Annotated in this window: 19 protein-coding genes; 12 read left to right on the forward strand and 7 right to left on the reverse strand. The window is 59.5% G+C overall.

Annotated features, from left to right (window positions below):
* Nucleotides 1–20: 20 nt before the first annotated feature.
* The 5 genes from V6Z53_RS19830 to V6Z53_RS19850 all read right to left on the reverse strand — a co-directional run bounded on the left by V6Z53_RS19830 (nt 21) and on the right by V6Z53_RS19850 (nt 4211).
* A complete protein-coding gene (locus V6Z53_RS19830) occupies nt 21–575 on the reverse strand; it encodes an XRE family transcriptional regulator (RefSeq protein WP_338581302.1) in 555 nt (184 codons plus the stop codon).
* 25 nt (nt 576–600) lie between these two features.
* Nucleotides 601–1890, reverse strand: coding sequence for an FAD-binding oxidoreductase (locus V6Z53_RS19835; protein WP_338581303.1), 1290 nt, complete (start codon nt 1888–1890; stop codon nt 601–603).
* A 198-nt stretch (nt 1891–2088) separates the two neighbouring features.
* The gene (locus V6Z53_RS19840; RefSeq protein ID WP_338581304.1) at nt 2089–2364 is read right to left on the reverse strand and encodes a type II toxin-antitoxin system RelE/ParE family toxin; all 276 of its coding nucleotides are present in this window, start codon (nt 2362–2364) and stop codon (nt 2089–2091) included.
* Complete coding sequence (locus V6Z53_RS19845; RefSeq protein ID WP_338581305.1) at nt 2354–2545, reverse strand: antitoxin; 192 nt, start codon at nt 2543–2545, stop codon at nt 2354–2356. Before V6Z53_RS19845 ends, V6Z53_RS19840 begins: the two co-directional genes overlap by 11 nt.
* Before the next feature lie 259 nt (nt 2546–2804).
* Complete coding sequence (locus tag V6Z53_RS19850; RefSeq protein ID WP_338581306.1) at nt 2805–4211, reverse strand: cytosine permease; 1407 nt, start codon at nt 4209–4211, stop codon at nt 2805–2807.
* Between the two features lie 324 nt (nt 4212–4535).
* Here V6Z53_RS19850 and V6Z53_RS19855 point away from each other — a divergent pair, with 324 nt between their 5' ends.
* From V6Z53_RS19855 to V6Z53_RS19895, 9 genes are all read left to right on the forward strand, one after another.
* Nucleotides 4536–5021 carry a flavin reductase family protein gene (locus tag V6Z53_RS19855; RefSeq protein WP_338581307.1) on the forward strand — a complete coding sequence of 162 codons (486 nt, stop codon included), beginning with the start codon at nt 4536–4538 and terminating at the stop codon, nt 5019–5021.
* 80 nt (nt 5022–5101) lie between these two features.
* Entirely contained in the window at nt 5102–6145 is a 1044-nt protein-coding gene (locus V6Z53_RS19860) for an LLM class flavin-dependent oxidoreductase (protein WP_338581308.1), read from the forward strand.
* Nucleotides 6146–6430: 285 nt separating this feature from the next.
* Nucleotides 6431–7363, forward strand: a complete 933-nt coding sequence (gene dctP, locus V6Z53_RS19865; protein WP_338586533.1) for a C4-dicarboxylate TRAP substrate-binding protein DctP — start codon at nt 6431–6433, stop codon at nt 7361–7363.
* Between the two features lie 62 nt (nt 7364–7425).
* Complete coding sequence (locus V6Z53_RS19870) at nt 7426–8058, forward strand: TRAP transporter small permease (RefSeq protein ID WP_338581309.1); 633 nt, start codon at nt 7426–7428, stop codon at nt 8056–8058.
* A complete protein-coding gene (gene dctM, locus V6Z53_RS19875) occupies nt 8055–9338 on the forward strand; it encodes a C4-dicarboxylate TRAP transporter large permease protein DctM (RefSeq protein ID WP_338581310.1) in 1284 nt (427 codons plus the stop codon). The genes V6Z53_RS19870 and dctM overlap by 4 nt, the downstream gene beginning before the upstream one ends.
* 84 nt (nt 9339–9422) lie before the next feature.
* The gene (locus V6Z53_RS19880) at nt 9423–10373 is read left to right on the forward strand and encodes a TAXI family TRAP transporter solute-binding subunit (protein WP_338581311.1); all 951 of its coding nucleotides are present in this window, start codon (nt 9423–9425) and stop codon (nt 10371–10373) included.
* 71 nt (nt 10374–10444) lie between these two features.
* Nucleotides 10445–12472, forward strand: a complete 2028-nt coding sequence (locus tag V6Z53_RS19885; protein ID WP_338581312.1) for a TRAP transporter permease — start codon at nt 10445–10447, stop codon at nt 12470–12472.
* Nucleotides 12469–12855 carry a DUF1850 domain-containing protein gene (locus tag V6Z53_RS19890; protein ID WP_338581313.1) on the forward strand — a complete coding sequence of 129 codons (387 nt, stop codon included), beginning with the start codon at nt 12469–12471 and terminating at the stop codon, nt 12853–12855. The genes V6Z53_RS19885 and V6Z53_RS19890 overlap by 4 nt, the downstream gene beginning before the upstream one ends.
* Nucleotides 12856–13038: 183 nt before the next feature.
* Complete coding sequence (locus V6Z53_RS19895; protein ID WP_338581314.1) at nt 13039–14106, forward strand: alpha/beta hydrolase; 1068 nt, start codon at nt 13039–13041, stop codon at nt 14104–14106.
* 157 nt (nt 14107–14263) lie between these two features.
* Here the strand turns inward: V6Z53_RS19895 and V6Z53_RS19900 are convergent, their stop codons facing one another.
* A complete protein-coding gene (locus V6Z53_RS19900; RefSeq protein WP_338586534.1) occupies nt 14264–15085 on the reverse strand; it encodes a helix-turn-helix transcriptional regulator in 822 nt (273 codons plus the stop codon).
* Nucleotides 15086–15171: 86 nt separating this feature from the next.
* Here V6Z53_RS19900 and V6Z53_RS19905 point away from each other — a divergent pair, with 86 nt between their 5' ends.
* The 3 genes from V6Z53_RS19905 (at nt 15172) to V6Z53_RS19915 (ending at nt 19115) form a co-directional block, all read left to right on the forward strand.
* Nucleotides 15172–16389 carry an MFS transporter gene (locus V6Z53_RS19905; RefSeq protein ID WP_338581316.1) on the forward strand — a complete coding sequence of 406 codons (1218 nt, stop codon included), beginning with the start codon at nt 15172–15174 and terminating at the stop codon, nt 16387–16389.
* A 164-nt stretch (nt 16390–16553) separates the two neighbouring features.
* Entirely contained in the window at nt 16554–17960 is a 1407-nt protein-coding gene (locus V6Z53_RS19910; protein ID WP_338581317.1) for an aldehyde dehydrogenase family protein, read from the forward strand.
* Between the two features lie 123 nt (nt 17961–18083).
* Entirely contained in the window at nt 18084–19115 is a 1032-nt protein-coding gene (locus V6Z53_RS19915; RefSeq protein WP_338581319.1) for an NAD(P)-dependent alcohol dehydrogenase, read from the forward strand.
* A gap of 36 nt (nt 19116–19151) precedes the next feature.
* Here V6Z53_RS19915 and V6Z53_RS19920 read toward each other — a convergent pair whose 3' ends face one another.
* Nucleotides 19152–19481, reverse strand: a complete 330-nt coding sequence (locus V6Z53_RS19920) for a hypothetical protein (RefSeq protein ID WP_338581320.1) — start codon at nt 19479–19481, stop codon at nt 19152–19154.
* Between the last annotated feature and the right edge of the window lie 20 nt (nt 19482–19501).

Raw genomic sequence — 19501 nt, forward strand, 5'->3', positions numbered from 1 at the left:
TTTGTTCCTTGTTGTTTTTATCAGGTGTAAACCCAAAGCACGCGGGTGAGTTGATCGGACAGATTGCCGTAGCGGCAATGGGCATGACTGGCCAGTTGAAAGCTGTCGCCGGCACGCAGGGTCACCGGCTCATCGTCATCCAGCCACAGCGTCAATTCCCCTTCGAGGACATAGCCGCCCTGCTCCGAGCTGTCTTTCATGTGCCGGTCGCCACTGCTGGCGCCCGGTTCGAGCTGACTTTCGAGCATGGAAAAAGTCGCGCGCATTTTCGGCGAGACCATGATGTCGGTGATGCCGTCGGCGTAGTACAGCGTGCGGCGCTCGTCGGGGCGAGTCACCCACGGCAGGGCCTTGGGTTTGGGCAGGCTGTAGAAGTAGGTGGTCGGCACGCCGAGGGTTTCGCTGATGGCGGTCAAATCCGCCACCGTCGGGCGGGACAAACCGCGCTCAACCTGCGACAGGAACCCCACGGACCGGCCGATTTTGTCCGCCAGTTCCTTGAGGGTGTATTTCTTGTGCTTGCGCAGGTCCTGGATCAGGATCGCCAGCGCCGAAATCTCTTCTTGCATGTCCATCTAAAGGCTTCCAGAAATTACTGCTTCAAATGCTGTCGCGCAGCCGATACCAGGCTTTGCCGATGGCTTCCAGTGGCGCCGCCATGTACTTGCCGCCGGGAAAACTGCCGTTGTTCAACCCTTGGTACAACGCCAATTCATCCGGCTGACCGAGAATCGCATCGCCGACTGCCCGCGCCCCGGCAAGGGTTGGCAGTACGCCGTGACCGGAATAGCCCTGTAGCCAATACAAATCGCCACGTCGACCGATGTCCGGCGTGCGCTTGAGGGTCAGGTCGATGTGACCGCCCCAGGCGAACTCCAACTCGACGCCTTTCAATTGGGGAAACACCCGTTCCAGGCACGGCCGGGTTGCGCCAGCGATGTCCTTCGGCATCCCGCCCAGATAAGTGCAGCCACCGCCGAACAGCAGCCGGTTGTCCGGCGTGCGGCGGAAATAATCGAGCACGAACTGGTTGTCGGTGACGCACACATTGCTCGGTAACAGCGCAGTGGCCTGCGCTTCGGAAAGCGGCGCGGTGGACACCTGATAAGTGCCAACCGGCAACACGCAACTCGATAGCTGCGGGTCGAGCCGATCAAGGTAAGCGTTGCACGCCAGCACCAACACGTCGGCGCGAATGCGACCGCGTTCAGTGGTGACCACGTAGCCGTTGGCGTCCTCGTGATAATTCAGCGCTTTGCTTTGTTCATGAATCACGCCCCCGGCCCGCTCAATCGCGGCGGCCAGACCGAGCGCCAGTTTCAGCGGATTCAAGTGCCCGCCTTCAGGATCGAACAACCCTGCCTGATAACGCTCACTGGCGACCCACTCCGGCAGTTGCTCGCACGGGATGAACTGCAAAGCGTCGTGACCCCATTTGTGGCTGGCCTCGTGTTGCCATTCCGTCAGCAGGCTGACCCGTCGCGGCATCACAGACGTCCAGAGGTGACCAGATCGATAGTCGCAATCGAAACCATGACGCGCAGGCAGTTCACGTAACTCCCGCGCCGCCCAACGCATACCGTCCCACAACCGCCGCGCGCGCTCATAACCCAGTGCAGCTTCCAGCGGCGGCATGTCACAGGACCAACCCAGAATGGCCTGCCCGCCGTTACGCCCCGAAGCCGCCCACGCCACCCGACTGGCTTCCAGCAGTGTCACGCGCTTGCCGGCCAGCGCCAGGCGCAGTGCCGTGTGCAAACCGCTGAAGCCGGCGCCGATGATCAGCACTTCAGTGTCCTGCTCGCCTTCCAGTGCCGGCCGATTGACCAGGCGATCGGCGCAGGTATGGGCGTAATAGCTGGCGACATGCTGCGTGGATTGCTGAAACATTCCGGCTCCATGAAATTTTATAGTTTTAATTTCATGAAAAAATACACGATGATTTTCACGCAGGCAATGTTTCAGAGACAAAAGCGCGTTTTAGTCCGGACAGCCGATGCCAAAAGCAGCCCTGTTACTGCTTATTGCGCACAACGCTTCCAACAATAAAATGATGAGGCTTCGATGCGTGCTCGACTCCTGAGGAGTTCAAGTTAGGGGATATTCCTGGCGAGCATGCAACACACTCACGATCTCTATTCGGTCCGTCACTCGATAGACCACCAGGTAGTTGGGGTGCACAACAATTTCTCGAGTACCGGGCACTCGACCGAATCGATACAGATAGGGGTGTTCTGGGAGAACCGATGTAACCATCTCGATGGCCTGCCCCAGGTCGCTGGCCGCTACAACGTGACGATCGCCAATATAATTAAGGATTTGCCAAAGTTCAGCCCTTGCTTCGGGCCGCCACTCAACCAGCATCCCGTTTTTTGCGCTTCGATTCGATCAGGGCTCGCATTTCAGCCATCACTTGATCGTGCGGAACATTTGGACGCGGATCATCCAGTGAAGCCTGTACCTTGGCACGGAACCAACGGTCATAGCTGGCGGCCTGTTCTTCGGTTTCAAACTCGGAAACGATGGGGGAACGTTCGGCGCTCATGGTGACCTCCGGAATCAATGTGTTGGAGTCTATTCGGTATGTGGCTCGTTGTCGTTGTTGCCTGGATGAAGTACAGCCCGCTGGATATGGCATGGTTACTTCAGAAAAGCCAAATCCTAAACGCCGCATTTCCGACCGCCAACCCTAAAAAAGCGTCAGAAAATTCCGCGATCGCCCTAAGAATTCACCTACGCGTACCAGCAAACAAAAATGTCCGGACAAAGTGCCGGGCATTTCAGTAAACACACAACGAGTTGTGCTAGTCGGTGAAACCCAGTTTCGCCGCCCGCTTTTCCCGCCCCTGCCCCCGCGTCGCCAGGCAGTAATACAACGGACAAGTCACCACCAACCCCACCAGCCAGGAAAGGTCCGCGCCTTCGACCAGATTGGCGTACGGCCCGACATACAACGAGGTGTTGGCGAACGGCAGCTGCACGATGATGCCGATGAAATACGCGACGATCGCATGCAGGTTGAAGCGTCCGTAGATCCCGCCGTCCGCGCTGAAGATCGAGGCGATGTCGTAGTGGCCGCGTTTGATCACATAGAAATCGATCAGGTTGATCGACGCCCACGGCACCAACACCAGCAACAGCGCCAGAATCAGGCCGATGAACTGCGAGATGAAATCCGCCGACGCGCCCAACGCCACCACACAGCAGCCCGCCAGCACCACGCTCGATAGCACCACACGCACCTTGATGCTCGGCGTCCATTGACTCGCAAAGGTCTGGAACGAGGTGATGATCGACAGCACCGCACCATACAGATTCAAGGCGTTGTGGCTGATGATGTTGAGCAGAAACAGCACCATCAAAATCGGTCCCAGCCAACCGGTGGACTGCTTCACCGCCGCCATCGCTTCGGTGCCTTCCGGGGTCGCGAGAACGGCCACCGCACCGAAGGTGAACGACAGGATCGTGCCCAGGGTCGCGCCCAAATAAGTCGCGAAGAACGGACGGGTAATGCCGATATCGGCTGGCAAGTAACGCGAATAATCCGAGACATAAGGCGAAAAGCTGATCTGCCAGATGATCCCCAGCGACACCGTGGCCAGCCAGCCGGACAGGTTGAAACCGCCGCGGGTGAAGAAATCCGCCGGCAGATCATGGGCGAAGATGTAGAGGAACCCGGCGAGCAACGCACTGCCCATGACCCAGGTGCCGATGCGGTTGAGCGTGTGAATGAAGCGGTAGCCGATCACGCCGATCGCGGTGGCGCTGAGGGCGCCGATCAGGATGCTGGCCGGCACTGGCACTGAAGGTGCGATACCGACGATCGATTTACCCGCCAGCACGATGTTTGAAATGAAGAAGCCGATGTAGATCAGCGCGGCGAAGAACACGATCAACAGCGCGCCATAACGACCGAACTGGCCGCGACTCTGGACCATTTGCGGAATCCCCATGCGTGGCCCCTGGGCCGACGCGAGGGCAATCACCAGTCCGCCGACCATATGCCCCAGGGCAATCGCCAGCAAACCCCAGAACAGATCGAGATGGAACACCTGAACCACCATGGCGCCGGTGACGATAGGCAGTGGCGCGATGTTGGTGCTGAACCATAAGGTGAAAAGATCGCGGGCCTTCCCGTGGCGCTCTGCGAGGGGAACGTAGTCGACTGTGTGATTCTCGATCAACGGGTCTTGCCGGGACATCTGGGACATATGCATGAACTCGAGTTTGTCTGTTCTTATCTTTGTATGAAGCCAAACCGGGGGGACTCTCTGGCCGCCCCTCAGATGCAAACCATATTATGGTATTCCAACATTTTCACAAGACTGATCCGCTGTGTGGAAGCCCATCTGATACGCCATCCTGCCTGGTGCCTGTCACCGCTGAATAGCTGAAAGCCCCGTCTACATTGAGTTTCCGACGAAACCCTTACGTTTATCGGTCCATCAAAAAAGATCTTGCAAACGATGTATTACGGTATACCATCAGACCTACAAACACATAAGAATCGCGTCACACCACCCGAGGACAGACCAATGATCGATGCCGCCGTCTACAAACAAGTCATGGGTTCGTTCCCGTCCGGCGTAACCGTGATCACCACGCTCGATGACGACGGCCAGATCGTCGGCCTCACCGCCAGCGCCTTCAGTTCGTTGTCCATGGACCCGGCACTGGTGCTGTTCTGCCCCAACTACAACTCCGATTCCTACCCGGTCCTGATCAAGAACAAACGCTTTGCCATTCATGTGCTGTCCGGCGGCCAGCAGAGCGAAGCCTATGCCTTCGCACGCAAAGGCAAAGACAAGGCGCAAGGGATCGAGTGGACGTTGAGCGAGTTGGGCAACCCGATCCTGGCCAACGCCACGGCGGTCATCGAATGCGAACTGTGGCGCGAATATGAAGGCGGCGACCACGCCATCATGGTCGGCGCCGTGAAGAATCTGATCGTCCCCCAGCACAACGCCGGACCACTGGTGTACTGCCACGGCAAGATGGGCGCGCTGCCGGTTCTCGCCTGACCTGATACTTAATAAGGTATTCCAATAATCAACAGACCCGCTGTCGACGGGCCAACAACAAAAGATCCGAGGAAAGCGTCATGAAATTTTCCCTGTTCGTACACATGGAACGTTGGGACGAAAGCGTCAGCCACCGTCAGTTGTTCGAAGACTTGACCGAACTGACCCTGATGGCCGAGGCCGGCGGTTTCAGCACCGTGTGGATCGGCGAACACCACGCGATGGAATACACCATCTCGCCAAGCCCGATGCCACTGCTGGCCTACCTCGCGGGCAAGACCACCACCATTCACCTCGGCGCCGGCACCATCATCGCGCCGTTCTGGCATCCGATCCGGGTGGCGGGTGAATGCGCGTTGCTCGACGTGATCAGCAACGGGCGCATGGAAGTCGGTCTGGCGCGGGGCGCTTATCAGGTCGAATTCGACCGCATGGCCGGTGGCATGCCCGCATCGAGCGGCGGCCAGGCGCTGCGGGAAATGGTCCCGGTGGTGCGCGCACTGTGGCAAGGCGACTACGCCCATGACGGCGACATCTGGAAATTCCCGACGTCCACCAGCGTACCCAAGCCAATCCAGAAGCCGAACCCGCCGATGTGGATCGCCGCACGCGACCCGGACTCGCACAACTTTGCCGTGGCCAACGGCTGCAACGTCATGGTCACACCGCTGATGAAGGGCGACGAAGAAGTCCTCGACCTGAAGAACAAATTCCAGGCCGCACTGGACAACAACCCGGACGTGCCGCGCCCGCAATTGATGGTGCTGCGTCATACCCACGTGCACACTGCTGACGATCCAGAAGGCTGGCAAGTCGGCGCCAAGGCGATCTCGAAGTTCTATCGCACGTTCGATGCCTGGTTCGGCAACAAGGTAACCCCGGTCGACGGCTTCCTCGCGCCGAGTCCGGAAGAGAAATTCGCCGGCCGTCCGGAGTTCGAACTGGAAAGCCTGCACAAGACCGCGATGATCGGCACTCCGGAAGAGATCATTCCGCGCATCAAGTACTACCAGGAACTGGGCGTCGACGAGTTCAGTTTCTGGTGCGATAACAGCCTGCCCCATGCGGAAAAGAAAAAATCCCTGGAGCTGTTCATCAAACATGTGGTGCCAGCGTTTCGCTGAGGATCACAAGGGTCGATTTGCGACACCTGCACCTATCACCTTCATCACAACGCCGGCGTTGAGGCCTTGCCCGACCCGGCGTTTTGCCCGCACTTTTTCAACCCGCTTCAACCCTCCCCTGCAAATCGCAATTTTCTGCCTAGACTTGCTCCTGTCCGTCGTACGAACAAGCGTTAAAGCACGGAACCGTACGAACAATTAAAACAAGAGGAATCCCCCCAGATGTTCAAGTCCATCTGCAAAGCGTTCGCCTGCACCCTCGCCCTGAGCACCATCACCAGTGTCATGGCAGCCGATCCGGTGATCATCAAGTTCTCACATGTGGTAGCCGAACAGACGCCCAAAGGCCAAGGGGCGTTGCTGTTCAAGAAACTGGTGGAGGAACGCCTGCCCGGCAAGGTCAAGGTCGAGGTCTACCCAAACTCCTCATTGTTTGGTGACGGCAAGGAGATGGAAGCCCTGCTGCTGGGCGATGTGCAGTTGATTGCACCGTCACTGGCCAAGTTCGAGCAGTACACAAAGTCCGTGCAACTGTTCGACCTGCCCTTCCTTTTTGACAATATCGACGCAGTCAACCGCTTCCAGCTGAGCCCGCAAGGCCAAGAGCTGCTCAAGTCCATGGAAAGCAAAAACATCACCGGCCTGGCCTATTGGCACAACGGGATGAAGCAACTGTCGGCCAACAAGGCACTGCGCGTGCCCGCCGATGCCCGTGGCCTGAAGTTCCGGGTGCAAGCGTCGGCCGTACTTGAGGAACAATTCAAGGCCGTGCGCGCCAACCCGCGCAAAATGAGCTTCGCCGAGGTGTATCAGGGTTTGCAGACCGGTGTGGTCAACGGTGCGGAGAACCCCTACTCGAACATCTACAGCCAGAAAATGCACGAAGTGCAGAAGTTCATCACTGAATCCAACCACGGTGTACTGGACTACATGCTGATCACCAACACCAAGTTCTGGAACGGTTTGCCACCGGATGTGCGCAGTGAGCTGGACAAGATTGTCGTTGAAGTCACCGCCCAGGTGAACAAGCAAGCGGAGCAACTGAACCAGGGTGACAAAGAACGGATCATTGCGGCCAAAACCACCGAAATCATCACCCTGACGCCCGAGGAGCGTAATCAATGGCGAGACGCGATGAAGCCGGTCTGGAAGATGTTTGAAGTTGATATCGGTCCTGATCTGATCTCCGCAGCCGAAGCCTCCAACAAGGCTCAATGATCGCCGGGCAGGTACTGCTGCGGCGGTGCCTGCCGATCATCACTCGACAGGGGATGCCATCCATGAGAGCACTTCGGCGGATCTGGGAGCACTTCGAGGAGGGGTTTATTGTCTTCCTTCTGGCGGCCATGACGCTGGTCACCTTCGTCTACGTCATTCTCAACAATCTCTACAGCCTCTTCTATTGGCTGGCCGAGCGCTGGGAGGGTGCGAGCGCCCCGTTGTTCGCCGTCGGCGACGGGATCATGGGTATGGCTCAGGCCATGACCTGGAGTACCGCACTGACCAAAGCCCTGTTTGGCTGGCTGATTTTTTTCGGCCTGGCTTACGGCGTGCGCACGGCCGGGCATATCGGCGTTGATGCACTGGTCAGGCTAGCCAGCCGATCGGTGCAGAAATACATCGGCATCGTCGCCTGCCTGTGCTGCCTGGCGTACGCAGGACTGCTCAGCGTTGCCAGCTTCGAATGGATTCAGACCCTGATGAATGCGGGCATCGGCGCTGAAGACCTGGGCCACTTCGGCATCATGCAATGGCACATCGGGTTGATCGTCCCCCTGGGGTTTGCCCTGGTCTTCATTCGCTTCGCCGAAATTCTCGTGCGCATCCTGCGCAACCGCCAGACCGGCCTAGGCCTGGCCGACGAAGCCGCCGATGCCCTGAAACTGACTGAACAAGAGGATGACAAGCCATGACCATCGCCTTCCTGTTCGTGGCCCTGTTCGTCCTGATGTTCATCGGTGTTCCCATCGCCATTTCCCTGGGGCTGGCCGGCTCGCTGACCATCATTTTTTTCAGCCCGGATTCCGTGCGCTCCCTGGCGATCAAACTGTTCGAGACGTCGGAGCATTACACGCTGCTGGCGATCCCGTTTTTCCTGCTCGCCGGAGCCTTCATGACCACCGGTGGCGTTGCGCGCCGGCTGATCGACTTTGCCAATGCCTGTGTCGGTCATATTCGCGGCGGCCTGGCCATCGCTGCCGTATTGGCGTGCATGTTGTTTGCCGCGCTTTCCGGTTCAAGCCCCGCGACGGTGGCTGCGGTGGGCTCGATTGCCATTGCCGGCATGGTCCGCTCAGGTTATCCGCAAGCCTTTGGCGCAGGGATCATCTGCAACGCCGGGACTCTGGGCATCCTGATCCCGCCGTCGATCGTGATGGTGGTCTACGCCGCCGCCACCGAAACCTCCGTGGGCAAGCTGTTCATGGCCGGTGTGGTGCCAGGTCTGTTGCTGGGCACTGCACTGATGGTGGCGATCTACATCGTCGCCATCAAGAAGAACCTGCCCGCCTTGCCGCGTGCAACATTTCGGGAATTGATGGGAACCGCGCGCCAGGCAATATGGGGCCTGCTGCTGATGGTCATCATCCTGGGTGGCATCTATTCCGGGATGTTCACCCCGACCGAGGCGGCTGCTGTGGCGGCCGTCTACTCGGCGTTCATCGCCTTGTTCGTCTACAAGGACCTGACGTTTCGTGAAACGCCAAAAGTCCTGCTGGAATCCGCCAAGCTGAGCATCATGCTGATGTTCATCATTGCCAACGCCATGCTGTTCGCCCACGTCCTGACCACCGAACAGCTCCCGCAACAGATTACTGCCTGGGTGATTGACGCAGGCCTGACGCCCGTGACTTTCCTGCTGGTGGTCAACATTGTGCTGCTGATTGCCGGTGCGTTCATGGAGCCGTCTGCAATCATCCTGATCCTGGCCCCGATCCTTTTCCCCATTGCCATGAAGCTGGGTATCGACCCGATTCACCTCGGCATCATCATGGTGGTCAACCTCGAGATCGGCCTGATCACGCCACCGGTGGGCCTTAACCTGTTTGTCACCTCTGCGGTGACGGGCATGTCTTTACCGGCAACGGTCAAAGCGGCCATGCCCTGGTTGACGATTTTGCTGCTGTTCCTGGTGCTGATCACCTACGTGCCGTGGATCTCCCTGGTGCTGCCGAACTGGCTGGGCATGAATTGACGTCTCGCGCGCCACGCTCTGCGCTGCGATCTACTACAGTGGAATCACTCTGCATAAAGCCATAACAAGACGGAGAGGTTCCCCATGCGAGTGACAAAACGCTTTGCCCTGTTGGCCGCCGCCACGCTGGCATTTACCACCGCCGCCCAGGCAGCGCCGGTGTTCATCAACATCCTGACCGGTGGGACCAGCGGGGTTTACTACCCGATTGGTGTTGGCTTGTCGCAGATTTACAGCGATGGCATCCCGGGCGCGAAGACTTCAGTCCAGGCCACCAAGGCTTCGGTGGAAAACCTGAATCTGTTGCAAGCCGGTCGAGGCGAACTGGCGCTGGCACTGGGTGACTCGGTTGCCGATGCCAAAAACGGTGTGGAAGACGCCGGTTTCAAAGCGCCGCTGACCAAATTGCGTGCCATTGGCGGTGCCTATCCCAATTACATCCAGATCGTGGCCAGCAAGGAATCGGGCATCAAGACCCTGGCGGATCTCAAAGGCAAAACCATCTCGGTCGGAGCACCCAAGTCGGGCACCGAGCTGAACGCACGAGCGATCTTCAAAGCGGCGGGCTTGACCTACGAGGACATGGGCAAAGTGCAATACCTGCCCTTTGCCGAATCGGTCGAACTGATCAAGAACCGGCAACTGGATGCGACGCTGCAATCTTCCGGATTGGGCATGGCAGCCATTCGCGACCTGTCCTCGGTCATGGCATTGAACTACATCGCCATCCCGACCGATGTGGTCGCAAAAATCGGCAACCCGGCCTACCAGAGTGCAATGATTCCGGCCAACACCTATGACGGGCAGGCCGACGCAGTGCCGACGGTGGCAATCACCAACATTCTGGTCACCCGCGCCGATGTGCCCGATGAAGTCGCCTATGAGATGACCAAATTGTTGTTCGATAACCTGACGCGCTTGGGTAACTCACATTCGGCAGCCAAGGACATCAAACTGGAAAGCGCCGCCAAAAACCTGCCGATCGCGCTGCATCCGGGCGCCGAACGCTACTACAAGGAAAAAGGCGCGCTGTAACCGCACGAGGCGCAGTGGGCCCGCCACTGCGCCATAAATTCTATCCAGTGTGGTCATGAGGCAGGCAGCCAATGAGTGATGAACATCACGGCATTTCCGCGAATCCGCGGGACTGGCCAAAAACCTTGTTTTACGTAGCGTTGCTGTTTTCGATTTTTCAAATCGTCACCGCGGCCTTTTCACCCATCTCCAGCCAGGTGCTACGTGCGGTACACGTAGGTTTTTTGCTCTGGGTGGTCTTTCTGAGTTACCCCGCTCACGGCAAGGCTCGTCCCTGGCAACCGCTGGCCTGGCTGCTCAGCCTGGCAGGCATCGTCACCGCGTTGTATCAATGGGTGTTCGAAGCTGACCTGATCCAGCGCTCCGGCGACTTGACGACAGCAGACACGGTAACAGGTGTCCTGCTGATCGTCCTGGTCTTCGAAGCCGCCCGACGCGTGATGGGCATTGCACTGCCAATCATCTGCGGCCTGTTCCTGGCCTATGGATTGTTCGGCGAATATCTACCGGGCGACCTGGCCCATCGCGGCTATGGCTTCGACCAAATCATCAATCAACTGTCTTTTGGAACCGAAGGGCTGTACGGGACGCCGACCTACGTTTCGGCGACCTACATTTTTCTGTTCATCCTGTTCGGCGCCTTTCTTGAACAGGCCGGCATGATCAAGCTGTTTACCGACTTCGCCATGGGATTGTTCGGGCACAAGCTCGGCGGCCCGGCGAAGGTGGCCGTGGCTTCGTCGGCGCTGATGGGGACCATCACCGGCTCCGGGATTGCCAACGTCGTGACCACGGGACAATTCACCATTCCGCTGATGAAGCGCTTTGGCTACCGGGCCGCGTTTGCCGGCGGGGTCGAGGCCACTTCGAGCATGGGCAGCCAGATAATGCCTCCGGTAATGGGCGCCGTTGCCTTCATCATGGCCGAAACCATCAACGTGCCGTTCGTGGAAATCGCCAAGGCGGCGTTGATCCCCGCCATCCTCTACTTCGGTTCGGTGTTCTGGATGGTTCATCTGGAGGCCAAGCGCTCCAACCTCAAGGGCTTGCCCAAAGACCAATGCCCCAGCGCTTTGGGCGCCGTAAAGGAAAACTGGTACCTGTTGATTCCCCTGCTGGTGCTGGTTTACCTGCTGTTTTCCGGGCGCACCCCACTGTTCTCCGGCATGGTCGGCCTGGCACTGACCGCCATTGTGATACTCGGTTCGGCGATCATTTTCAGGGTGCAAGGCTTCGGCCTGCGTTGCGCGTTCTGGATCGCGCTTGGCGTCTTGTGCACTGGTTTTTTCCAGTTGGGCATCGCCGTGATTTTTGCAGTCATAGCGGTGCTGATGGTGATATGCGGGTTCATCAAGGGCGGCCGGGAAACGCTGATCATCTGCCTGCATGCGCTGGTCGAAGGTGCACGCCATGCAGTACCGGTGGGCATCGCTTGTGCACTGGTGGGCGTGATCATCGGCGTGGTGTCACTCACGGGGGTCGCTTCGACGTTTGCCGGGTATATTCTGGCCATCGGTCGGGACAACCTGCTGCTGTCACTGATATTGACGATGCTTACGTGCCTGGTGCTGGGCATGGGCATTCCAACCATCCCCAACTACATCATCACCAGTTCGATCGCCGCCCCGGCCCTGTTGGAACTGGGCGTGCCACTGATCGTGTCGCACATGTTCGTGTTCTATTTCGGCATCCTCGCCGACCTGACGCCACCGGTCGCCCTTGCCTGCTTTGCCGCGGCACCGATCGCCAAGGAGAGCGGATTCAAGATCAGTCTGTGGGCGGTACGCATTGCGCTGGCCGGCTTCGTCATCCCGTTCATGGCGGTCTATAACCCGGCGCTGATGCTGCAAGGCGGCAACTTGTGGATGACCGCCTACATGCTGATCAAGACCCTGCTGGCGGTCGGCCTCTGGGGAATGGCGTCTACCGGTTACCTGCAACAGAAAATGGCCATCTGGGAGCGCCTGTTGAGTTTTGGCGCCGGTGCATTGTTGATTGTTGCGTTGCCGTTGACCGATGAGTTCGGCTTCGCACTCGGGATACTGGTCATTGTCCAGCACGTCTGGAGATCCAGACTGGCCGGGGTGGCCAACGCATGATCGGCTTGTGCCTGGGCCTGGCCGGTGTGGTCTGGGCCCAGCTGCCGGTTTCGGACTTCACGCTGGCATGGAACCACACCATCGAAAAGATCCGCTGGGAGGAGGATTACCGCGTCACTCAACAAGGCCTGGTGCTGGGAGAGGCACGAGTCCGCGGCAATGGTGCGGGAATGGAGATCCCGGAAGACGCTCGACTGGAAAACGGCAGTTGGCACTACCGCCGCATGCTGCCTGCGCAGCAACCCCTGCGATTGGGACGAACCCCCGAGGCAGGTGACTACCAATTGTGCTTCGATGACCGCTGCCATTTCATGAGCGAGTGGCTCGGTCCGCCGACCGACAGCCAGCCTTTCATGCAGCTGTGGAGTTGCCCGTCGGGATAAAGATACGTGTTGCGCTCGCTAACTGTGTATCACAACGTATCCGGGTCCCGTCCCGATACACAGACTTTCATCTGGCCGTCGATACGGACACAGCTCAGATACGTCACCGAGTTGAAATGCCTGCCAGGTTTGAAGGAGATCAGCCAGACCTCCTGGCCAATGGCTTGCAACGGAGACATCACCATGAAGATGGCACTGCAGAACAACCGCACCGGCAATACTCGCCGCCGCCTGGTTGGCCCATCGATCCTCGCGCTCACCCTGTTCAGCGTGCTCGGCACCGCCCAGGCGCAAACGACCGCCGCCGCGCAACCCGCCGCGACCAGTGCCGCTGCCACGTATACGACGCCTTCTCCGTTCGGCCCGTTGAAGCATGTCAACGCCGGACTGCTGAACGTGGCGTACGCCGAAACCGGTCCGGCCGATGGTCCGGTGGTGATTCTTCTGCACGGCTGGCCGTACGACATTCACAGCTATGACGAAGTCGCGCCCTTGCTCGCGGCGAAGGGCTACCGAGTGCTGATGCCGTATGCCCGCGGTTATGGCGACACGCATTTCCTGTCTGACAAAACCGTTCGCAACGGCCAACCCGCCGCGCTGGCCAGTGATGTCATCGACTTCATGGATGCTCTGAAAATCAAACAAGCGGTGCTCGGCGGTTATGACTGGGGCGCGCGTTCGGCGGACATTGTCTCGGCACTGTGGCCGGAACGGGTCAAGGCGCTGGTTTCGGTCAGCGGATATCTGATCGGCAACCAGGCGGCGGGCCAAAACCCGCTACCGCCAAAGGCTGAATTGCAGTGGTGGTATCAGTTCTACTTCGCCACCGACCGTGGCCGCGCCGGGTACGAGAAAAACACCCATGACTTTGCCAAGCTGATCTGGCAACTGGCATCGCCGAAATGGGCGTTCGACGACGCCACCTTCGACCGCAGCGCCAAGGCGCTGAGCAACCCAGATCATGTCGAGATCACCGTGTTCAACTACCGCTGGCGCCTGGGGCTGGTACAGGGCGAAAGCAAATATGACGCCCTGGAACAGAAACTGGCGACGGCGCCGTCCATCAGCGTGCCGACCATTACTATGGAAGGCGACGCCAACGGCGCACCGCACCCTAACCCTGACGACTACGCCAAGCGCTTTACCGGCAAATATGAGTTCCGCCTGATCAGCGGCGGCATTGGCCACAACCTGCCGCAGGAAGACCCGAAGGCGTTTGCCAAGGCTGTGATCGATGCGGATCACCTTTGAGTCCTGAGTCCGCACAGCGTTAACACCGCAGTTCCTGTGGGAGCGAGCCTGCTCGCAATAGCGGTCTGTCTGCCAACAAGTGTGTTGGATGTGTCGGCCTCTTCGCGGGCAAGCCCGCTCCCGCAGGGTATTGCGGGGGCCCAGGATTATCCGTTGCTCATTTGAAGAAATGACTGGGCGTCTTGCCGAACTGTTTCTTGAACATGGTCGTGAATGCGCTGGGGCTGTCGTAGCCCAGCTCACCGGCGATGTCGATGATCTTCTCCCCGACCGCGATGCGCTCCAGGGCCAGCAGCAAACGCGCTTGCTGGCGCCACTGGCCGAAAGTCATTCCGGTTTCCTTGTGAAACAAGCGCTGGATGGTTTTCTCGTCGAGGCGGAGCCGGGCGCTCCAGTGCGCCAAGGTCGATCCATCGCCGGGATCACGCTGCAAGGCCGAACAAATGGCTTTGATACGTTGATCCGTCGGCTGAGGCAGGTGCAAAGGCAAGGTGGGCAGAATCCTCAGTTCATCGAGGATCAGGCGCATGACACGGCCCTCGCGCGAGTCTTGGTCGTAGGGCGGCGCCACATTGACAGAGACCTTGATCAACTCACTCAGCAGCGCAGAAATGCTCACTGCTCGAGGTTCGTTCGGCAGGTCCGGAAACGGCTCGGGCCGTACGAACACGCTGCGCATCTTCAACGGTCCCACACAGCGAATCGAGTGAATGTGCCCGCTCGGCATCCAGATGCCACGGCTCGGCGGCACGGTCCACTGGCTTAATCCTGAATGCACGACCATCACGCCCTCGATCGCGTAGATCAATTGATGCGCTTCGTGGGAGTGAGGTTCGATCACCCAGCTTTCGGGGTAGTCGGTCGCGCTGCTGCTGACTGCGCAGGCTCGCCCGTCGATTTCTCTGAGGAATTCATCCAGCGGCTTCAACAGCATGCCCTTTTTGCGATAGTAGATTCCCGAATTGCGCGAGACAGGCAATCCGGCGAAACCTAGCATAGCGCTCAACCCCAAAATGGGTAGCGCTTTTGGCGCCCCGCTGTGCGTTTTTGTCTGGAAGACCGCCCATGTCCATCAGCACCACCGCTTCCCCCGCCGCCACCGCATCGGTGGCCAGTCAAGCCAGCCCCTTGGTGCTGCGCGTGATCGGCGCCTGTGCCCTGGCGCACCTGATCAACGACCTGATTCAGGCTGTGCTGCCGTCGATCTACCCGATGCTCAAGGCCACTTATGGCCTGACTTTCACCCAGGTTGGCCTGATCACCCTGACCTTCCAGCTCACCGCTTCGCTGCTGCAACCGTGGGTCGGCTACTACACCGATCGTCATCCCAAGCCATGGCTGTTGCCGGCCGGCATGGTCTGCACCCTGATCGGCATTCTCATGCTGTCGATGGTCGGCAGCTTCCCGGCGATTCTGTTGGCTTCGGCGCTGGTGGGCATTGGCTCCTCGACTTTCCATCCCGAGACATCCCGCGTCGCACGCCTGGCTTCAGGCGGTCGCTATGGCTTTGCTCAGTCGACGTTCCAGGTCGGTGGTAACGCCGGCAGCGCATTCGGCCCGTTGCTCGCGGCGGCGATCGTGATTCCCTACGGTCAGGGGCACGTCGCCTGGTTCGGCCTGTTCGCGGTGTTCGCCATTCTCGTGCAGTACGGCCTGAGCCGCTGGTACCGCAACCATCTGAACCTGTTCAAGCTCAAGCAAGGCAGCAAGGCCACCCACGGTCTGTCCAAAGGCCGGGTGACATTCGCCTTGGTGGTGCTGGCAATGCTGGTGTTCTCCAAGTATTTCTACATGGCCAGTTTCACCAGTTACTTCACCTTCTACCTGATCGAGAAGTTCGACCTGTCGGTCGCCAGTTCGCAGTTGTACCTGTTCCTGTTTCTTGGCGCCGTCGCTGCCGGAACGTTCTTCGGTGGCCCTATCGGCGACCGGATCGGTCGCAAGCAAGTGATCTGGTTTTCCATTCTCGGCGCTGCGCCCTTCACCCTCGCCCTGCCCTATGTCGACCTGTTCTGGACCGGCGTGCTGAGCATGATCATCGGCTTCATCCTCGCCTCGGCGTTCTCCGCGATCGTGGTCTTCGCCCAGGAACTGGTGCCGGGTAACGTTGGCATGATCGCGGGTGTATTCTTCGGTCTGATGTTCGGTTTTGGCGGCATCGGCGCCGCGTTGCTCGGGCACCTGGCGGATATCCACGGCATCGAATACGTGTACACGCTGTGCTCGTTCCTCCCGCTGCTGGGGATCCTGACTATCCTGCTACCGTCGACCAAAGGGGTGTAGAGCCCGCAGGTCTTCTCGAAAAATGAACGGAGCCTTCTTAATTATTCAGTTTTGGAAAAACTCACTCGAGACTACCTTGGCGCCAGGTTTGGCAGGCACGGCTTGAATCGCGCCGTGACCCAGCGCCAGCGGTTGTCATTTTAGAATTACTCGAGGTAAGTCCCATGTCTGAACACACCCTGGCTGTGCACTCCCCTTACAACGGTGCCGTCGTCGGTCACGTGGCGGTTTCCACCGAGGCCGATGTCGAGCACGCCTTGAGCATCGCCCACGGCCTGTTCCGTGACCGCAGCCAGTGGTTGTCCAAGCCTCGGCGCATTGAGATCTTGCAGCGTGCCGCCGAGCTGATCGGTGCACGCAAAGTCGAGATCGCCACCCAGGCGGCCAGCGAAGGTGGCAAGCCGCTGAAGGATTCGATCACCGAAGTCGAGCGTGGCATCGACGGCATCCTCAACTGCATCGAAGTGCTGCGCACCGAGGGTGGTCATGTGATTCCGATGGGGTTGAACGCCACGTCGGCCAACCGTGTAGCCTTCACTCAATTCGAACCGCTCGGCGTGGTTGCGGCCGTCTCGGCGTTCAACCACCCGTTCAACCTGATCGTGCACCAAGTCGTACCGGCCATCGCCGTCAGTGCGCCAGTGGTCGTCAAACCGGCGGCCAACACGCCGCTGAGTTGCCGCACGTTGCTCGACATCCTCACCGAAGCCGGTCTGCCTGACGGTTGGGCGCAAATGGTATTGCCGACCGACAACGCCTTCACCGGCAAACTGGTGTCGGACCCACGGGTGGGTTTCTTCAGCTTCATCGGTTCGGCGGCGGTGGGCTGGATGCTGCGCTCGACCCTCGCACCGGGCACCCGCTGCGCGCTGGAACACGGCGGTGTGGCGCCGGTGATCCTGGCGGCGGACGCCGACCTCGACGATGCCTTGCCGCGCATCGCCCGTGGCGGTTTCTGGCACGCCGGCCAGGCCTGCGTGAGCGTGCAACGGATTTTCTGCCACCGCAGCATCGCCGAGCAGGTCGCCGAACGCCTGGGCCAAATGGGCGACGCCATGGTCGTCGGTGACCCGACCGATGCGCGCACCGATGTCGGCCCGCTGATCGCTGAACGTGAAGTGAACCGCGTGAGCCAATGGGTGGATGACGCCGTCGCCGGTGGCGCGCGCTTGGTCGCGGGTGGCCGCGCACTCGGCAACAACTGCTATGCGCCTACGGTGTTGTTGAATCCGTCGATCGACTCAAACGTAATGCAGAAGGAAGTGTTCGGCCCGGTGGTCGCGGTCTATGCCTACGACGATCTGGCTGACGCAATCCAGTTGGCCAACGCCCTGCCCTATGCTTTCCAGGCAGCGGTATTCACTCGCGATCTGGACACGGCGATGCAGTGCTATCAGGACCTGGACGCCACAGCGGTGATGGTCAACGAGAACACTCTGTTCCGTGTCGACTGGATGCCGTTCGCTGGCGCGCGTCTCTCCGGGCATGGCGTGGGCGGTATTCCTCACACCATGAAGGAAATGCAGGTCGAGAAAATGATGGTCTGGCGCTCTCGGGCAGTGCGTGGCTAAAAGACCGCTCAGAGGTTTGCCGCCAACGGCGATGGCGCCGGGAAAGAGAGCCGCTACACTTTTCTGGCTCCGTCGCCGCTGCACGAGCGGCCAAACCCTCGTCTCCTGATCTGGAGGTCTTCCATGAGCGACAATACCGAACTCAAGACATTCACCGGCTGGGCCGCAACGGCGGCCGGTGCGCCACTGGAGCGATACAGCTACGACCCCGGTCCCTTGGGTGAAGAAGAAGTAGAAGTCGCCGTGGAATATTGCGGCGTCTGTCACTCCGACCAGTCACTGATCGATAACGACTGGGGCATCAGCCAGTACCCGTTTATTCCCGGCCACGAGGTCGTCGGCCGCATCGTCCGGGTGGGCGCGCAGGTGCGCGGTCTCGAAATGGGCCAGCGGGTGGGCATCGGCTGGTACAAGGGCAGTTGCATGCATTGCACGTCCTGCATCGAAGGCTCGCACAACATGTGCCGCACGGTCCAACCGACCATCATCGGCAGCAACGGTGGCTTCGCCGACCGGTTGCGCTCGCATTGGGCCTGGGCCCTGCCAATACCTGAAGGACTCGACCCGGCGTTGGCCGGTCCGCTGTTTTGCGCCGGTTCCACCGTGTTCAACCCGCTGGTGGAATTCGGCATCAAACCGACCGATCGGGTCGGCGTGGTGGGCATCGGCGGCCTCGGCCACCTGGCGCTGCGCTTCCTCAACGCCTGGGGCTGCGAAGTCACCGCGTTCACCTCATCGCTGAGCAAACAGGACGAAGCCAAGCGCCTGGGTGCGCACAAAGTCATCGCCTCGACCGACAGCGACGCGCTGAAAGCGATTGCCGGCACCCTGGACTTCCTGTTGGTCACCGCCAACGCCAACCTCGACTGGACGACCATCCTCGCCACCCTGCGCGGCAAGGGTCGCCTGCATTTTGTCGGCATCGTGCCCAGTGCAATCCCGGTGCACGTGTTTGACCTGATTCCGCAACAAAAAACCCTGTCCGCCTCACCGGTCGGCTCGCCGAGCAACACGGCGACCATGCTGGAGTTCTGCGCACGTCATCAGATCGTGCCGCAGGTCGAGATGTTTCCCATGAGCCGGATCAACGAAGCCATCGATCATCTGCGCAGTGGCAAGGCGCGCTATCGCGTGGTGTTGGATGCCAGTAAATGACAGACGAGGCACTCTGAACCTGCCGGGGACTCGCGCTCAAACCAGCCCCCGACTACCCGCATAAGCCACTACCACTTCATTCAACGCAGCACACAGCACGCGTTCATCCGAGCTCTGTAGCGCGGTTTCAAGGCTGTTCATGTACCCCAGCAATTGCGCCTTCACTTGATGGGCAAATTCCGGACTCACTTCCTGATCTTCATAAAACAGCACGTAAGCACGACAGAACTCGCCGATTACGAAACACATTGCCGCGTGATCGGGAACATTGCGGATGATCTGCTCGCATTGCACGCGCACACGCTTGAAGGCGTCGGTGCCGGGCAAGGCCTGGCGAAACTCCTGGACGGCGGTTGAAAAATTCATGGCTGACTCCTTGAACGTGA

Origin of the sequence: Pseudomonas sp. MAG733B (assembly GCF_036884845.1) — a bacterium.
In the GTDB taxonomy this organism is placed as follows: Bacteria; Pseudomonadota; Gammaproteobacteria; order Pseudomonadales; family Pseudomonadaceae; genus Aquipseudomonas.